At 37.3% G+C, this 17775-nt stretch carries 19 protein-coding genes and 1 pseudogene; 10 read left to right on the plus strand and 10 right to left on the minus strand.

The features are described 5' to 3' along the window. Positions 1-329 precede the first annotated feature (329 nt). Positions 330-641, minus strand: coding sequence for a hypothetical protein (locus tag ANA7108_RS0100070; protein WP_016948706.1), 312 nt, complete (start codon positions 639-641; stop codon positions 330-332). A 441-nt stretch (positions 642-1082) separates the two neighbouring features. Here ANA7108_RS0100070 and ANA7108_RS0100075 point away from each other — a divergent pair, with 441 nt between their 5' ends. The 5 genes from ANA7108_RS0100075 (at position 1083) to ANA7108_RS0100095 (ending at position 4711) form a co-directional block, all read left to right on the plus strand. Further along, positions 1083-1433: a hypothetical protein gene (locus tag ANA7108_RS0100075; protein WP_016948707.1), complete on the plus strand. Its 351-nt coding sequence runs from the start codon at positions 1083-1085 to the stop codon at positions 1431-1433. Between the two features lie 135 nt (positions 1434-1568). Beyond that, positions 1569-2054 carry a hypothetical protein gene (locus ANA7108_RS0100080; RefSeq protein ID WP_016948708.1) on the plus strand — a complete coding sequence of 162 codons (486 nt, stop codon included), beginning with the start codon at positions 1569-1571 and terminating at the stop codon, positions 2052-2054. Between the two features lie 37 nt (positions 2055-2091). After that, positions 2092-2295: a hypothetical protein gene (locus tag ANA7108_RS0100085; protein ID WP_016948709.1), complete on the plus strand. Its 204-nt coding sequence runs from the start codon at positions 2092-2094 to the stop codon at positions 2293-2295. A 163-nt stretch (positions 2296-2458) separates the two neighbouring features. Then, positions 2459-2878, plus strand: a complete 420-nt coding sequence (locus ANA7108_RS0100090) for a GNAT family N-acetyltransferase (RefSeq protein WP_016948710.1) — start codon at positions 2459-2461, stop codon at positions 2876-2878. 330 nt (positions 2879-3208) lie between these two features. Next, entirely contained in the window at positions 3209-4711 is a 1503-nt protein-coding gene (locus tag ANA7108_RS0100095; protein ID WP_016948711.1) for a hypothetical protein, read from the plus strand. Between the two features lie 447 nt (positions 4712-5158). Here the strand turns inward: ANA7108_RS0100095 and ANA7108_RS0100100 are convergent, their stop codons facing one another. The 3 genes from ANA7108_RS0100100 to parA form a co-directional block, all read right to left on the minus strand. Continuing rightward, entirely contained in the window at positions 5159-6262 is a 1104-nt protein-coding gene (locus tag ANA7108_RS0100100; protein ID WP_016948712.1) for a hypothetical protein, read from the minus strand. A 173-nt stretch (positions 6263-6435) separates the two neighbouring features. Beyond that, positions 6436-6660 (minus strand): hypothetical protein, encoded by a 225-nt coding sequence (locus tag ANA7108_RS0100105; RefSeq protein WP_016948713.1) that lies wholly within the window; start codon positions 6658-6660, stop codon positions 6436-6438. After that, positions 6650-7288 (minus strand): ParA family partition ATPase, encoded by a 639-nt coding sequence (parA, locus tag ANA7108_RS0100110; protein ID WP_016948714.1) that lies wholly within the window; start codon positions 7286-7288, stop codon positions 6650-6652. Before parA ends, ANA7108_RS0100105 begins: the two co-directional genes overlap by 11 nt. 347 nt (positions 7289-7635) lie before the next feature. On the opposite strand from parA, the gene ANA7108_RS0100115 reads away from it, so the two are divergent. From ANA7108_RS0100115 to ANA7108_RS0100130, 4 genes are all read left to right on the plus strand, one after another. Then, positions 7636-8415: an NYN domain-containing protein gene (locus ANA7108_RS0100115; RefSeq protein WP_016948715.1), complete on the plus strand. Its 780-nt coding sequence runs from the start codon at positions 7636-7638 to the stop codon at positions 8413-8415. 215 nt (positions 8416-8630) lie between these two features. Further along, complete coding sequence (locus ANA7108_RS0100120) at positions 8631-9566, plus strand: hypothetical protein (protein ID WP_016948716.1); 936 nt, start codon at positions 8631-8633, stop codon at positions 9564-9566. Between the two features lie 209 nt (positions 9567-9775). Beyond that, a complete protein-coding gene (locus ANA7108_RS0100125; protein ID WP_016948717.1) occupies positions 9776-10423 on the plus strand; it encodes a site-specific integrase in 648 nt (215 codons plus the stop codon). A 266-nt stretch (positions 10424-10689) separates the two neighbouring features. Then, the gene (locus tag ANA7108_RS0100130) at positions 10690-11691 is read left to right on the plus strand and encodes a hypothetical protein (protein WP_016948718.1); all 1002 of its coding nucleotides are present in this window, start codon (positions 10690-10692) and stop codon (positions 11689-11691) included. Between the two features lie 195 nt (positions 11692-11886). On the opposite strand, the gene ANA7108_RS26490 is transcribed toward ANA7108_RS0100130, so the two are convergent. The 3 genes from ANA7108_RS26490 to ANA7108_RS30405 form a co-directional block, all read right to left on the minus strand. After that, positions 11887-12615, minus strand: coding sequence for a recombinase family protein (locus ANA7108_RS26490; protein ID WP_084776851.1), 729 nt, complete (start codon positions 12613-12615; stop codon positions 11887-11889). A gap of 50 nt (positions 12616-12665) precedes the next feature. Continuing rightward, entirely contained in the window at positions 12666-12896 is a 231-nt protein-coding gene (locus ANA7108_RS0100140) for a hypothetical protein (RefSeq protein WP_016948720.1), read from the minus strand. Positions 12897-12964: 68 nt separating this feature from the next. Further along, positions 12965-13129, minus strand: a complete 165-nt coding sequence (locus ANA7108_RS30405; RefSeq protein ID WP_016948721.1) for a hypothetical protein — start codon at positions 13127-13129, stop codon at positions 12965-12967. Positions 13130-13404: 275 nt separating this feature from the next. Between ANA7108_RS30405 and ANA7108_RS0100150 the strand changes: the two genes are divergently transcribed. Then, positions 13405-14265: a hypothetical protein gene (locus tag ANA7108_RS0100150; protein WP_016948722.1), complete on the plus strand. Its 861-nt coding sequence runs from the start codon at positions 13405-13407 to the stop codon at positions 14263-14265. A gap of 662 nt (positions 14266-14927) precedes the next feature. Here the strand turns inward: ANA7108_RS0100150 and ANA7108_RS0100160 are convergent. The 3 genes and pseudogenes from ANA7108_RS0100160 to ANA7108_RS0100175 form a co-directional block, all read right to left on the minus strand. Beyond that, on the minus strand, positions 14928-15794 hold the full coding sequence (locus tag ANA7108_RS0100160; RefSeq protein WP_016948724.1) for a 3'-5' exonuclease: 867 nt from the start codon (positions 15792-15794) through the stop codon (positions 14928-14930). A gap of 85 nt (positions 15795-15879) precedes the next feature. Beyond that, positions 15880-17301 (minus strand): ATP-binding protein, encoded by a 1422-nt coding sequence (locus ANA7108_RS0100165; protein WP_016948725.1) that lies wholly within the window; start codon positions 17299-17301, stop codon positions 15880-15882. A 171-nt stretch (positions 17302-17472) separates the two neighbouring features. Then, positions 17473-17775 (minus strand): annotated as a pseudogene (locus tag ANA7108_RS0100175) (hypothetical protein); the annotation flags it as partial.

Genomic DNA, 17775 nt, shown 5'->3' on the forward strand with positions numbered 1-17775 from the left:
GATTATTTTACCTTTTTTACCACCTACTCGCACCTTGAAACCCTTGCTAGACAATGATTTGAACACTATTAAGTAATGCTGTGATTAATCATACAAGATTACGTACTAAAATTGATTCACGGTGAGACGCAAGCCATGTTTTGTGTATGCGTTATGAACGTTTAGATTTTGGAAAATTAATATTTTCTTGGTTATGGAAGAGGTGAGATTTGGTTATTCCCAAGGGCTAGAATTCCTGATACCCAATGACCAATCCCCTTAACTGGGGATTGGTCATTGGGGGAAACTCCCCCGGTAATGAAACTTTTTACATGAGGGTTGGCGATCGCCTAAGTATCTGTATCTAGTTCAGCGTAGATTTTATCCAGTCGGTTGTTTGCATCCTTGGCAATCTGGGTGTAACCTATGCCGCCCAGGAGTCCAGCAGCAGTGGCAACAGACCCCTCCGGGGCTTTGTTCGCAAGCAGCAATGCAGCACCTACAAAAGTGATACTGCAAGATAAAGCAGCGACAACCAACGCAAAGTTAAAACTGTGCTTGGCTTGACGCAGGCGTTCTTTGACGATAGCCAGTTTTACCGCTAGGTAAGGGTTGTTAGGTTTGGAAAGGCTGGCTTTTGGTTGAGTATTAAAATATTGCATTGTTCATAAGAAAATCTTTACTCCTGTAGTTTGTCAAAGTAGATATAGCGGGATGTAGGCAGATTTAAAGCAGACCCACCCAAGAAAAATCCCCGCCTCAGCAATTAGCCACAGGCAGGGGAGAAATTTTTGTCAGTTGTTAGTTGTCAGTTCCCTATTCCCTATTCCCAAAAACCACGTAGCAGTCGGACTTCTTGCCATCTACCACCACCTGCTTACCTTTTTGTGGCTGGCCTAGTTAAAACCTTTATGGGGTAAGGTTTTTAGCCTATCTTGCCCCTGATGACAAGGAACTGTTTGCAGCAGAGCTTCGCTACATCTATGCTTTAATGCTGAATTAGTAATCCGCTAAAACAGGTGATATAAGTCACTGACTGCAATAGAAATCTACGTTTTGATGTTAAATACCATGAGTAAATAAGCACTAAAAGGAAGTATTAAATGAATGTTAGTTATCCAAGCGATCATTTGTTATCAGTAGGCGATATGGTTGAAGTAAAACGCATTGGGATGCCTGAAGTTGAGATTCCCAACGGTAAAATTACCCCTGCTGGAAGTGATAATGATATCGCCGTTTGGTTTGTTGGCAAAGTTACTAAAATTTCTGAATCGGGAAAAGATGTAGAGGAATTAATAATAACTCAATCCCCTGAAATTGTGAAATTCGATGATGATATACATCAACTAAAATTTAATGAACAATTTAAAGTTGGTATGTTGATTAACGCGGCTCAACTTAAAGCTAAAAACTTGGAATATTCAGTTATTCCTGAGCCTAAATCACTAACATGAAAAAGCCTAAATTAAAGGTTCTTTTATACCCAAACTTAAAAACAAGTTTCGTCCTGGTCATTTTTGAAACCTTGCTCTATAAGGGGTACAATGTATTGCCAGGAAATGGCAATCGCTATTTAAAAGCTAAACTCTATGTATGTTCTCAATGAAGCGTCTATTGCTCATACTTTTTGTGATCCTATTTTCATTACAGCCTATGTTGGTTCATTGTCAAAGTCTCATGAAACAGTTTTACATCCTGGCTTGAAGAAATATTTATCTACTCTTGAAGATGAAGGACTTTTCGGGAAGATACATAATATCAAATCCAACATTAACAACTACACTACTGCTATACAATACGAAGCAGGATTAATCTATGTTCCAAACAATCTATCAGAATTAGATAAAAATTTTATACGTGTTAATTGTGATAAGTATTTATATGCTGAGGAAGATATTTTAGAGCAATTATGGCTAATGACGAAGGAGAAACCAAATAAAGCGGTACAGGTTAATGCACTTGTTGAGGCTTTTGGATATGAGAAGCGTATTGTAAGTTCGCCTGGTTATGGTAAATTTCAACTTACTAATATTCGGATTGGTAGCCAACACAGAGAATTGTACAGTTTTACCTAACTTTACTCCTTGTCCACCCAACTTTGAATTAAAAACAATGACAGACAACTTTGATGACTTGCAAAAGTATGGATTGAGTGAAGAATTTTTAGCCCAAATACTCACTGAAATTGCTGAAGGAGAATTGGAAAGACAGCGATGGGGAGAGCAAATGACAAAAGAAGAGTTTGAAGCTGAGATGCAAATGCAAAATCAGCAACTAATCGAGGATTACTATCTAGATAATACGGAAGATGACTAAATAGGTGAACAGAAAAGTAAAAAGGTGGGTGCGAAAAAGTCAAGAAAGCTCAAAATCTTCCCTCCTGTGACCTGCCTTATCCCAAGAACAATTTTTACGTTGCTATATCTGCCCAAATAAATGGTATTGTCTGCTAAAAACAATCATTTTCACAAAAAAAACCATGTCTAAAAATTTTCATGAGACAATTCCAACAATTGATTTTGAAGAAAAACAAGAGGAAAATAAATCACCTCTTCTTTTACCCAATGAAGCTAAAGTTATTACAATAATTTATATACGTCTGAATGGAAAAGAAATAGGCATTAGCGAATGCGTTTTTTTCAATGAAAATCCAGGTCGTTGGCATATACGTCATATAGAAATAATAAAAGATTTTAGATGGAAAAAATATGGTTATGGTAAAAAACTGTTAGAAGAAACTTGTAAACGTCAATGGTCAAAAAATCCCGTCACAATCACTCTAGATCCTGTTTCTCAAGACCCAAATATTACAAAAGAAGAGCTTGTGAAAGCTTATCAAAGTTGTGGTTTCATTCAAACTGGCCCTGGAACGAGGATGCGGCGATATCCTCCTCAATAATAATTCTTTGTCCACCAAGTCACTTGACAAACTTAAAAGGTCCAGTAGACAACCTTTTTCTCTCCATCCTTGACCCTCTATCCATCTTGATTCATTGTCACCCAAGTCTATTGTATTCATCCCGTTTATATCGGCGTTGAACTATTTTTAATTGGAAAAGGTATTGGTAATGTAACTTAATTTTTAAGTATTTATTCTCTTGTAAAAAAAGATATTAGTTATACTTATATTGGTTACAAAATTTTACGGCATAGTATTTTTGTGATAAATTTTACTTTATTATAAGTTAGGTAAATATGTTCACATTTTAGTTAGATTGAGATTGAATTTATGGGAGAGGCAAAACGGCGTAAGAAACTTGATCCTAATTATGGGAAGTCTATTCCTCAAAATAAGTCAGCAGGTGTAGATGAAGAAGCATTATCACAACCAGATTACCAAGCTCTGGTGGATGAATATCTAAAACATGGTTCCGCTCATGTGATTTCAAAAATTCAAGAGTGGATGCAGGAAAATGATCCCCCCCATTTGGCTTATAAAATCCTAGAAGATAAAAAGGTTGTTCCTAATCTTGATAGATTGAATAAAATCGCGGAAACAGTTTATGTTTTAGCATCTAAACAATCCAAAACATTATCTTCCAAAGCACCAAAACAAGGAACATTCAATTTACGTATCCCCGCAGAACCTAGCGATTATGGAACCTATCCCCCTGTTCACAATAATCCTGAACTAGCTCTTGAAGGAATGCGCCTGTTTAATACAGGCTTTTTTAACAAGCCAATTACTGAATTAATTAATAGCAATAACGATGTTGTTGCTACACTGAGAAAGTATGTTGTAATAGTTTATATGGGAACTAATGAAAACTATGAAATAATAGATGCAGCTTGTTCTTTAGCAAGTTTAAAACCTTTTGAAGTGATTAAATATCTTGGAGAACAACGTCACTCTCTAGATGCTAAATTTGAAAAAACTTTTAAACCACTAGCATCTAGCATCGAAAATTTTCGCATATCTCAAAAAGGAGCGGATAAATATCCTTGCTTAACATTGCTCTTTTTTATTGAAAATAAAATTAATCACAAAATCTGTGAATTTAGGAAACACTATACAGCCCAAGGAGGAGATCAATTAGTTATTCCTGGTTTTAGTAGTCAACCACAGGGTGTATACGCAGGCGCTCCACTGGATATCTTAGGAACACCACTTAATATTCCAACTATTCGTGGTTATGAGCAATTTCAAAATAATGATGTAAACGAATTAAATAAACGTGTAGAAACCAATGTAAATTCAGACAAAAATCATTCGGATTATGAGAATTTTTATAAAGAAAATAGCGATTATAACGTTATGTTAGTTAATCATCAAGCGATGACTAAAAGATTAACAAATCCTGTTTATGTTTATGGCTCATTAGTTGAGTCAATTCATATTTTAGTTTGTCAACACCCTATGTTCTCTAATCGAGGATTCTGCCATATTAAGACACAAGAAAAACAAATTACTTTATGGCTAGATACACCTTTTCAGAAGAAGACTATTAAAAATACGGACAACTTTATTGAATTTCCCTTGAGAGAGTGGTACGGAAACTTTACTACTGAAATTATTGATGGCAAGGTTTATTCTGTAAATAGAAAATTTTCTATGAAGTCAATACCAAATTTAGGGGCAGAAGCCCAAATGCAAGCTATGTTCACGGGAGAGCCAGTCGATAGATTTGTAATCGAAGGATTGATTTCAACAGAAGTTTCAGTTGATTTACCACCAGAGGAAATTACAATTCAAGCTCCTAGTAAATTAGGAGAAACAGGAATGCGCTCTTAAAATAACAACTTGACAATCTGGTATATCCATGTCGTGATAAGTGTTTTTGCTCATGCGAACGCACTTAATGTTTTTATTCCTACCGTGTAGGATCTGGTACAGGGGTACAGCCGGGATGGGAACAAAAACGGAAATAGGGACTCAGAAAGCTTGATTTTGCGTTACCTAAAACGATGTTACGTACAAACAAGTAGCAAATTATCAAATCAAAGCAAGGTAAGTATTTCCAGCTTTAATTTCCAAAAATACAAACATCTCGACTCAATCCGTTAATCATTAACAGTTTGTAATTTATGAGGTTGTTTAGATTTTGGTAAATATTGCTTTTTATTTTGATGTTTGATTTATGTATATTTCTCTAGCAGTTTTTAATACTTCAATGCCTACAACTCGCTAAATATAGCAGTCGGATTTGATTCTTGAATTGACTTGTGTAGTTATAGTTTATTATGACCCAGATATGCCTGATAAATTTTGGTATTGATTAAATGTATTTATAGCTAGTTCAATAAGCTTATCATGAGCCAAGGAGCAATACTTTAAAGCATCTATTGCTATCTCATTCATATCAGTATCTTCTTGTACTGCCATGTACCAGTCTTCAAAACTAGGATTAGAGCCAGTACATATATTTTTAGTAAGGTCAGTTCGTTTTTTACAAATGTAAATAGGATCATTTGGTAGTGGAAGTTCAATAGATGGTAGAGTGTGGCTATTATTTATATTGATAGTTTTTTGAATGATAAATGAGCTAGAACGTACTTGTTCAATTGGAGTAGAGTGTACAACTAAATCTCTGTATGCGCCAAGTTTTGCTAACCAACCATCTGCTGATTCTTTATTTGTTATTTGAATAATTTCTGAGGCAAAATCATCAGGGCTATTTAGTTTATTTAAGACTTTTTCAATTAAAGATCCCATTGTAGTTATTGGTTTATTACCAGATTTATTAAATATATAAATGTGCATAAACTCAGCAAGATAGTCTCTCAGAAGACAAGACTCCATAAAAAAAGAATGTAAAGCAAGATAAATATTAAATGTGTTTAAAGACCTGTATTTGCTCCCATTTTCAAAACGACTATACTTGCATTCAGTATCAAGCTCTTTGTAATAGCTCTCTGATAAATCATGTAACCGTGTCTCACACGCCGTTAGCCCAAAACTGATTCTTGAAGCAATATCTGCAAGATAATAATCTTGTAGAGTATGAGCCTTAACACATAAATTTCCCCAAACGCTAGGATTATTTGCACCGTTGATTCGACTTAAACTAAGCCACCGAGGAGGATAGTTTTGTTCAAGCTGTTCAATATTGTTGTTATAGTAATCAATCCCCACCACTTCCAGATTTAAATTTTTTAGTTCCTCAATAAAATCTGAAATTTTATAGGAGTTATTAGGAATATTGAAACTTAAAGGTTGGTTGTGAATAAGATTTGGAACAATTTCAACTGGTGAACCAAGATTTTTGATTGCTCTCAATCCACCTTGCAAATGAGCTACACAAGCCTCATTTTTCAATGTTTTCAATATAATATTATTAACCATTGATTTAGTTATTACCTCTATTAAATATATATATTCTAGGCTAGAAAAACTACTACCTTCACCTTTTATACCATTGTTCTTGCCGTTATCTCGGCTATCACCCTAAAAAATCTTAAATATCTGAGAGTCAAACCAGAATGAGTAAATGAGTAAATACTCAAATGAAGTTTTACTCATCCCTTTTCAACTGGAGTATCAAGATAAGCCTCTAAAGCTTTAATGACAATACTTGTAATACTGCTACCCTTGCCTTCCTCCACCGCCCGAATCTTAATTTTATGATGCAAACTCACAGGAATTTCCGCATTCAGCCGGCTAGTTTCTTCCTTGCTGGCCTCCTCCATAGCCAAATTTTTTAACTCATGTTCCCTGCGTGTTTTCTTAGCTTTAAGCACCATAAATCACCTCCAGCACTTCCTTCTTAATCGCATCAATTTCTTTAGCAGCATCACTACTAGGGTCATTAAACACCGTTAAACCCTCTGCTGCCGTAGTCGGATAAGCTACCCGTTGGCTAGTCCCAGCCTTGAGTACAGGCAAATTGTATTCAGCTAAAGCACTACTAATTTCTGTACTCAGTTTGGTGTTTTTGATAGCACGACTGATAGCAAACACAGCTTTAGGCTTACCGTCCGTCACCTCATGCCGGGCAGCGATGATATCAACCAAGTCAGCACAAGCCCAAATATCATAGGGACTGGGTTGCACCGGAATAATCACTAGATCAGCAGCTTTAACAGCAGCAGCACTGAGTTTAGCGATTTGTGGCGCACCGTCAATGACAATCAAATCATAGCCCTGAGCAATCGCCTGTAAATCCTTAGCTAATGTTTCCCTGTCCAGTCCCACCACCGGAATGATATTACCGCCATTAGCTTCATTCCAGTCTCTAGTGCTACCTTGAGGATCTGAATCTACCAGTAAAACTTTCTTCCCGTCCCGTTGCAGTGCATGAGCTAAATTAGTAGCTATAGTCGTTTTCCCGGAACCGCCCTTTTGATTGAGAACGGCGATAACTGTTGCCATATCAGGACTCCAGTATTGTTGAGTAAAACTTCATTTGAGTAAACACTCAAATTATCCCAGGATTTATTATAATATATGACTGAGTAAAACTTCATTTGAGTAAATACTCAAATTATCCCAGAGTTTATTCTAAAACACGCCTTATGTGAGTAAAAAATATTGTGGTTTTATCAGGGTTTCCAGAGTTCTCTAGAACGATAATTCCAGAATCATCAACGGTATTACAAGGGTTTCAGCATTTAATTCATATAAGCCGTACTATACTTAATTTAAATATATATAGATATTCTCATTTGGGAATCCTTCAATCAATAACAAGTAACAAAGGTGAAATCGTCTGCAATTTTATGAGTAAATTACACATCTTTATTGACGGTACTTGGCTTTTCAAAGTTTGTAGTCCTGATGCTGCCCTCGCGTCTGCAACAGACAGACCTACATATACGTTTTCTATAGACTGGCACAAGTTTGATGCAGCCATCAAACAACATATTGAGCAACAGTCAGGTCATAATCTTGATTTAGGAGAACGTGTTCTAGCTACTTCAATTTTCACTTTACCTGGTAATTTTGATGATTGGTCAAATCTATTCCCAGCAATAACCTCAAACAGGGTTAATAAAACAAAGCGCGTTGTCTATGCAAAAGATCGCTTTGTACAAGCGGCTTTAGATGCAGGATATTCAGACATAGCAATTTTTAGACCTGAAATAAAAGACTGGATTATTCCTAAGTTAGAAGATCGTTCTTATCAGGAAAAACAAGTAGATACTACTGTGGTTGCGCTACTTGTAAAGTCAGCTATCACTCAACCAGATGATTACCATGCGGTTGTCACTGGTGATGCTGATATGATTCCTGCTATTAAAACAGCGTATCCTGAATATACAGAAAATATTTTGATTGTTTCTACTCATCCTGACGAACTAAATGCACTTCATCGTCAGTCATCATTTTCATATTTTGATTTTAAATTTGATTTAGAACCTTTCTATTTGAAACAAAATGCAGATAAGATTATTGCTGGTAACAATACTTATAAATGCGTTGAATGTTCAAAAGTTTTCACCACTAATAATAAAGTGCCATCAAATAAACAGCCAAGATGCTCAACTCACAGAGCTTAAACTATTTCAGTGCAAGTGCTGGTATTATGGGGTGGGTTATCAATACTTACGATTAATACACTGATTTCAGAAAACATCAGATTATCTATGGATTTAGACTAAGGTAGTGCGATCGCTCATTTTTTTAGGGTGCGTTCAATTTTATTAACGCACCATCATTATATAGCTTGAAGAATACGAAATTAAAATTTTGAATTAATAACCACAGTGTTGATATGGAAATTTTCTTTGCTCTACTAATTTTCGTTGGCATTATCATTATGATTATTTCTATAATCAGAGATCAAACTCAGTCTAATTCAAGACAACCATCATCTAATTCAAATTCGTCTTCAACTTCTATTCCATCTCAGTCTAATTCAAGGCAACCATCATCTAATTCAAATTTGTCTTCAACTTCTATTCCATGTCAGTCTGATTCAAAACAAGCATCATCTAATTCAAATTCGTCTTCAACTTCTATTCCACAAGCTTTATCTCTAGAGTTTAGTCAGGATTTACCACAACTTTCTCCAGAACTAAAGTCAAAGCGTGATTTGGGTCTAAAATTATTCAGAGATGGACTTTCTTTATACAAAATAGGGGACATAGAAACTGCTTCAGAAAAGTTTCGGGAATCTTCAAATCTGATAAAAATAATATGTGGATATTATCCAAATAACCTACAGATTAATTTTTACTTATTAGAAACATATCAAGGGTTTGATTATAACCAAGCGATTGAACAAGGATTCAGATGTCTTGAGATTATGGATAAAATTTTAAGTAAAAATAGTTTTGTTGACACTATGCTACTTATAACTAATTGTGACATATTACGAAAAGTATATAAGTTACTGATTAAGGAAAATAGAACAAATGATGCTCAACTATATCTAACAAAACTAGTCCATCTAACTAGCTTCATATTAGATAAGTATCCTGCACCATATAAGCATGAATCTACTTCTATCACAATGTTTAATTTATCTAAAGAACGAGTAATTGCAGATTTCTTTCTTCAGGGAATTAAGGAAGGAAGAAATATGTCAAGAAACTTGGTTATCTCTCCTTTTATCACAAACGATAGTCCTGAATTATCTTATCACTTTGAGGTTAGTTTCAGTTCAGCAGATGCGGAACTGTTGAGCATACTGAACCCTAATACATAGATATATTAGCCCATCTACAGTGGCTCAAAAGGAGGCTAGAGAATGGGTTCTGCGGTGAGAGATGACAACAAGCAAGAACACAAGAATCGCTAAGGAGGGTTTAATTCCTCCGGTATAGGGGGAAAACCCTGGCCACAGCATATAATTTTCATGTCCTCAACCGCTGTAGACTTGCTACCATAATCAACTATCGGGGGTAGACAGCGAATGTGAAAATTGACCGCCACGGCAAAGCCAAAGTTCTTACCCAACCAGAAATCCAGCGATTATTCACAGCAGGATTAACCACTGCTAGAGATCGCACACTTTGTGCTGTCATGCTCTACACAGGTTGCCGTGTCAATGAAGCTGTTACCTTGAAAATTACCGATGTCTACGACAAAAAAGGCAGAATTCGGACAGAACTCATCCTCCGCAAAGGTAACACCAAAGGACAATTAGCTACCCGCACCATTCCCGTCCTAGAGGACTTGAAGCACTTCCTAGAACAGTATCAACCCCCAACTACCAGTGAGGGATTTCTATTCCCCGGACGCTGGGGACGGGGACATCTGCACTCGGACTCCGCCAGTATTATCTTTCGAGAAGGTTGTCAGCAAGTTGATATCGAAGGAGCAAGCACCCACAGCTTCCGCCGCACTGCCCTAACATTGATGAGCAATGCTGGTATCCCCCTGCGGGTAATTCAAGAAATTAGTGGCCACAGAAACCTAGAGCAATTGCAACGATATTTAGAGGTGGAATCGTCACAAGTTCGCGGGGCGATCGCCTCCTTGTCCATGCTCACCCCGGTTGCCGACTCCCATCATACAGATGACATAACTATCACCAGTATCGAGGTGAAAACTGATGGCTAGATCGGGAAAGTGGGGTATCCCGATCTATTCACAATCCTAAGCAGGTTAACTGTTTTGAGTCATTGAACCTAGTAACGGATATTTCCGAAAACTCATAGTTTTTATTAACCCCCTGACCGTGATCCAGATTTTGTACGTCATTAAAATCACATCCGATTTTGGCATGGATCTAGTAAAAATAAATAATAGTACGATACAATAATTTTAAATATGCCACGCAAGTGTTTGAGCCGGAAAATGCCCCTGATAAAAGATTCCCTAGATCCATGCAAGAAGTGAGAGTTCATGAACAATTACTAATCCAACACCCAGCGTTTAAGCTGTGGTACTTCCTTCGCGCCCATGACAAATTGGGTCGGGGCTGGGTTGTAGTTGGCTTCCCCGAACTTTCTCTATTCAAGGAATCCCAATCAACAATATATAGATGGCTCAACCAGGGACAATCTCTGGGTATCTTCCGCCGCTACAACTGGAAGAATGGCCAATTAACAGTATGGTTAGGTGGGTTATTTCCTACCTGTCTAAAATTCGGAATTAAAAACTGGGGCGCTACCTCCACAATCCCGCTAGAAATGTTGCTGGAGTCAAATGGCAGGAAAAATGTAGCCACAGCCCTAGCCACCCAAGATATGCAATCACGCTCTCGCTACGCCGCTACACATTCTCTCAACAGGCGAGAGCGCAAATTCTACAAGCTTCCAACCGTTGATGACATCTTCAACCAGGCATCAGACACCTCTCCCAAACTGCGAAGAGGGGTAAAGACTGTACCTGGGGTGATAGCTGTCACCGACAACCGGATACTGGCTGACAACACCTTTATTCCCTTTGGTGCGAGTCAAAAACGCATCAGTGAGAATTTAGCTTGTCATCCCACCACCATGCGTAGAAGGTTGGACAAAATGGGGGTTAAATCCCGTCAAATTGTGCAAACAAAACCAGAATACGCAGAAATCAACTTCGCCTTGGAGCATGAAGCCCATTCCTGGGAATCTGGAGACGTTTCTTACTATCAGGTAAACCAAGAATCCATTACATTAATTGAAAAAAATGGCGCTTGTTCTGCCTCTAGAAGAAACGGACACCTCATGACACCAAAACGCTTCTACCAAGCAAAATCAGGTAAATTCTTTATTTACCGTTGCAATCTGTACAATCTTGACTTCAAACTGGAATCAATGAAATGTGCGCGAATGCGGTTCAAAAGATTGCTTAAACGTTTTGCAATGGAAGCCGGCGATAGGGAAAGTGTCCCCTCTACCCCATAGATTGGAACTACAAAAGCCCCATGAAATACCTGAAGCAGAATAAGTCATGCAAAAATAGTAATGTATAAAATATTACTGTCTATATAGTATGGAGATGGTATATAGATTACCCTAGCAACAATCTTTACTTGTCAAAAGGAAGTAAATTACCAAATCCAAGGTAGCAAACGACTACTGTATTATAAAGAGTGTGAACTATACGGTTTTCAACCTTTTGTGTAGTGCCTGCCTAGTCCATACTGACCCCCTGCTAGTGGTTAAGCCCAATTCATTAAGGTGTTGTGCGATGGCATCCAAGGATTTACCATCAGCCCGTAGCTTTTGGGCAATTTCAAAAGCTTGAAGAGTAGCAGCACGTCTAGATTCAGTGACAGTTTCCCGTCCTACCTTACCCAGTTCACAGCCTTGGGAACGTTTCACAGCTAATGCTGCCTTAGTTCTTTCTGATATCAGCCGTCTTTCCTCCTGTGCTAATGAAGCGCGTAAGTTTAGCTCGAACTCACCAGCGTTAGGGTTTTCAGCAATGATTAGTTTTGGACAATTCTTAACCATGTAGCCATTGATAAAGCTACTAATATGATAGACATCCCGTGACAGTCGATCCAACTTAGCAACCATCAGCCTTGCACCATGTTGTTGAGCAGTAGCGATCGCTGTCGTAAAAACAGGCCGTGCCATTGGATCTATTTTACCTGAGATCACCTCACAGAAAGTTTCTATTACTTCTAACCCTTCATATTCAGATAATCGTTGACACGCGCTTAATTGGGCATCCAAACCGAGATGACTTTTACCCTGTTCCTCAGTGCTGACTCGACAGTAAATAACTATTGCTAAGGGATTGACTTTAATACGTGCCATGTGCTGTGTTTTGCTGTTGGTGGGAAGTGTCAACTTCCAACGGGCGTTGGAAGTTGACAACATGAGTTTTAATAATCCCTACTAACTTGATAGGGATTATGATGCTTTAGTGCTTAGATGTATTGTCTAGCGTGTATGGTTAAGTTGCATAACTTCTCAACTCTTAACCAAAACCCACGACCGCTTATATTAATAGCAGTTGCTTCGATTACGTCAGGGTGTAGCTGGGACTGTGCAAACTGTCTTACCAGTTTAGGAGTGATATCAAAATCTGACTCATCTTCAAACTGCCAAAAGGTATTTCTTAGCAGTGCTTTAATTCGTGCTACTTCAGTTCGGGTCATTGGTGGTATTCCTTGTCTAGTGGTGCTGGAGAGCGTTTAATTAGTCCCCCGGTGGGGACTTGGGTTAACTAGAAAGGAGTCACACCGGACTCATTTACTCCGGCAATATAACCCCGGTAGTAGTCGGTGGTTAAATCGGTGGTGATTGGTGAAAGTCCGATAATTGCATCAAATTCTCCATCAAAATAAGTCAGGGTGAGGGTTTGGGGTTTGTCTTGCGTTAGAATGGCCATAATAAAATCCTTTGTGGTTTTTGGACTAAAGGCGATCGCTCTCCCTGGTAAGTTGTGCGGTCGTCTTTTGTTTTGTTTACAGCTTGTTTACTGCTGTCTACATATTCAATATAACAACTTGTCTACAAAATGTCTACATAGTAAACATTAAAGTTACTTATCTTGTCTACAGTGTTTACATTTAGTTTACTTATCAGTGTTGACATGATGTAGACAACTGTAAACACTGTAGCTATACTCATGATGTAGACCTAACAGTAAACACTGTAGACGTTATGACCACTGCTAACAATGCTCCTATCTCATTTCGCCTAACAGATGACGAATTGGAACTGTTACGGCAACATCAGGAAGATGGGGAAAAAAGCTTAAATTTGACTGCTAAGAGACTTCTATTAAATACCTTGGGTGTAGATGTAAAAAAGCCTAGTATACAGTTTGTCAACACAGTAGACACTAATCAGATTAAGGAATTGATAGAAACTGCTGTACAGGAAAAATTAACAGAGTTTACAACAGTAGACAATGTAGACACTATTAAAAATCTGATAGATGACTCATTAAAAGATGGGAAGATTGGGGAGGCGATCTCTACTTCCTACGAAGCTACGATGGGGCAATTTAACGGGCTTTTGGAGGAATTACAGGGATTAAAAAAACAGTTTGAGGAATTAAAATTAGTCCCCCCGGCTGCTGTTCCTAGTTCCCAATCACCAATTAATGACCCGTCTTCAGCCCCCAATAATTACCAATTACCAGGAGAAGAAACTGGAGAAGATAGCGATCTCATTGACTCTATAAGCACCAATGATCTATTACCAATGACGACGGGGGAAGACAAACCCACAATCATGCTGCACGACGGATCTATTTTGGTAGTGTCAGAAAAACAAGAAAAGATTTTAATTTTACTGGGACTTATCCCCCAAACTCATAACATCTTGACTTCTCAGTTTTTGGGTGCAGTCTGCAAGAGCAATTTAACCACCAATAAGGAGGAATTAGAATCTTTGGTTGGGGAAAAAATTGACAGCAAGGGCAGCACAATTAGAAAGACGGCCGCAGTATTAAGAAGTGCTGGTTTTGTGTTGTCAGGTGGTGAGAGTAAAGGTTTTAAAATCATTGGGGTGAAATAGGCACTATGAACGATATAAGAATAAGCGGAACATTGGAAGATTTGCAGCACTGGGAACAGCTTTTAAATGAACTCCAAAGCATTGGGAAGATTGAGATTTTAGAATCATCCTCACCATACAAAAATAGGGGTGATAGTAAAATTTATAGGCAATATGGGGTAAATATAGCGAAGCTGTCATGAGGGGCAAGATAGTCTGGAAACTGTGCTATATCTACGTTATAGCTTTTTGACATTGAACTAGAATTTCTGCATGAATGCACTGATACTTTTCACCCCATAATTGCTTCTTGCCTAATAAAGAGTATTCTAAATACTCTGTAATAGGAGTAGCCGAAGAGTGCTACAAAGCTTTCTCTCAAAGAGTTTCAGCCAATTCACACCAAAAGATGCTCATCATCTAAGCTGTAAAACCTGTAAATAAAGTTAATAAATACTCTGGGGTTTGTAGCTATAGATACCCAAGATTTGTGCCAAAGTGTTAATTTTACTCAAACATCGCTGAAACCTATATATATCAAGAGTTTCAGGCTATCTTGCCCCTGGTGACAGCTTCGCTATATCTACGCCAATATATCAAAGTGAAAATTAAATAATAAAATACCACCTACCAATTACGGATAGGTGGTTTAATTTTGATTCTACAATTAAATTAAGCACGGTTTAAAACGGAATATCATCATCACCCTGATCATCTGCTTTTGGTGCATCCTCAAAGTCTGGGTATTTTGGCTGATCTGAATCATTAGCCATTTTTTCTAAAATCCCATAAACTGCCAAACAATCGCCCAAGGCTGTATGATTGCCACCGGGTAATTTTTGCCATTGAAAATCATTCCAATATTCTGAATAGCACCCATACCAACCAGCGTACAGGTGCATCATGCACGATGTTTGATATTGCAATAGTGGCAGGGAACGAATTTTACAGCAATGTGCTATAGCGTTCCTATCAAAATCTTCATTGTAAATGAGAACTAATTTATCTTTAATTGCTGCTTTCAACTGTGGATAAATCACATTAAATGAAGGGGCATAAATCAAGTCATTATCACTAATTCCGTGTACTTGATATGCTTCATATTCAATGGGAATTGTAGGTTTTACCCTTGTATTTAGTAATATATTTTTGTGTCCATCTATAACTGCTATCTTTATAACTTCACAGTTGTAAAGTCCGGTTGTTTCTATATCCAGAATAACCCAACTATCAGGAGTTGCTAACAACTCTCTAGACCGTTTTACGGCATCTACCCTGTACTGATCAATCCATCCATAACGTTTAATCCATGCCTTTTTTCTGCTTTCAATTCGTGCTTTTTTAAGTGCTTCTAGTTGTTTAAGAGTGGGTTGTTTTTTAGGTTTTACCGAGTTGTTATCATTAATATCATAGAGTTTAATTGTATATTTTCTGGTTTCTATATAACCTGCTGGTTTAATACCTTTTAAACCTAATTCTGCTAGTTGTTTTGTAGTTTTTAGGTTTTCTGTTGGTTCGTTATCTCCACCCCAGTAACTATATTCAATCATGGTAAAATAACTCAGGATTTACAACAAATCCCATTAGCTAATAAGTTAATGGGATATTTCCTATTATGTAGCAATGGGTAATGTTTTACTCATCAAAATTAATTGGCTTGCCGTTAAAATGCTGATAGATTTTATTAGCTTCAAACCATTTAGGTAATGTATACTCAACGTCCTTCAATTTATTACCATCTGCATCAACTAAACCGTGTTTAATAACTACCCTAGATAATGGCTTATCCCCATCTGCTGAAAACTTTTCAATCAATATACTACCAGCTTTTCTCATTGCGTCTGTACCTTCTCCAAAGGCTTCATTAGTTCCTAAGTGGGTAACGCCAATAAACCTTTCTTTAGCTTTTCTGGTATCGCTAAATGTGGATTTGATAAACCGTTGTACAGTTTCTTTATCAAGATCCTTCAGGTGAGTAAATTCATCAAGTAGGAACTGTTCCGATTGTTTATCATCTAAATCTTGTCCTATCCGTTCTAAACGTCGTTCGTAGGTATCCTGTAAAGTTTCAATAATGGCAGAATCATTATCAGCTTTAAGCTGTGCCTCTAGTAACTTCCAAACTTTACTATTAGCACCGTTTAAATGTCTGTCAGCTATCCTATAAACTGGGATATTTAAGCAATATTTTCTGATTAGTGCGATCGCTACAGATGTGTTAGTTTTCCCTGTTCCCTGTTCTCCAATAATCCACAGTGGTTTTGCTGCTTTAATCACAGTCCATAACCAGCCGTCCTCATGACCCTTCAAAACTTCAGTCAAACTATTCTTTAATTCCTCATTGGGTGTAGGAGTTTTAGCGTCCTGGACTGGTTTATTTAGTTTGTCAATCTTCCTTTGCGTCTCCAAAGTCTCAAGGTTATTCTTAGCAGTTTCTTTATCAAGTTCACTTAACTGCAATTGATGACCCTTTAGGGATAATTGACCTTGTAATTGTCCGTTAAAATAATCAAGCTGTAATTCACCCTCACTCTTTTCTTTTTGAATTGCCTTTTGCACTTCCCTAGCAATAGACTGTTTAGCAACTTCGGCTTGACCTTGCTTAGAAAACTGAAATATATCAATGTGATTTTGTTCTATGATATCCGTCTCCAGTGCCTTGATTTTAAGCAACTTAAATTGACTATGTATTGATTTCTCCTGACTATCAGTAAGTGCTTTACTCACTCCATAAGCAGATAACAGGAACAAACTAGCAGCTAGTCCATAAGATACTGCTTTATCATCTTCAGGTGGCAGAATCTTGACAACATTAATATTATTATCAAATAGTTGGTTTCTGCGTTCTCTATCAACTAAAAATGATATTCCTCTCTTGATTTTGGATGGACGGCAACTGCTTTTAACATTACAATACAAGGTTTCCTCATGTTTAATGCTATCTGAGAACATCGGAACTGATGCAATGAAACCTGATGCTAGTAAAATACCTATAAGGATACTAGAACTACGTCGTTGCTTAACTAATTGTTGGTTAAATTCCTGTATTTCTTGCATTATCTACCTCCAAAAAGTTTATAAAGGTACACACCTAAACCAGACTTATGAACCCATATCAAGACTGAATTGATATTGTGTACAATGTCTGCAAATCCAGTGATTAAGTAGTTAATAGTTATTGCAGTAAACAAACCGCTTATAAATATTTCAAAGAAGTTCCAATTACCTCTAAATTTCATTATCTTTGTCTCCTGTATTATTGGTAGATGAAAAATTTTTAACTATTCCTAGTAGCACTACTCCAGATAACGCTATTAATAAACTCATCCCCATATCTGGCAACTGAAAACTTAACCCCTCACTACTTCTAATTTCTTGGTAAGTTTGTGCGATCGCCTGTTTAGTCTGGATAATTTCTGAAGTGATTTTACTTGTACCGGAAAATGAAACCGCGCCACCAATAGCTAATTTAACTATTCCTATTAATGGCTTTTGACCTAAGTTAAATTCCCATGAATCAGAACTGATTGA

The organism is Anabaena sp. PCC 7108 (genome assembly GCF_000332135.1).
Classification (GTDB): domain Bacteria; phylum Cyanobacteriota; class Cyanobacteriia; order Cyanobacteriales; family Nostocaceae; genus Anabaena.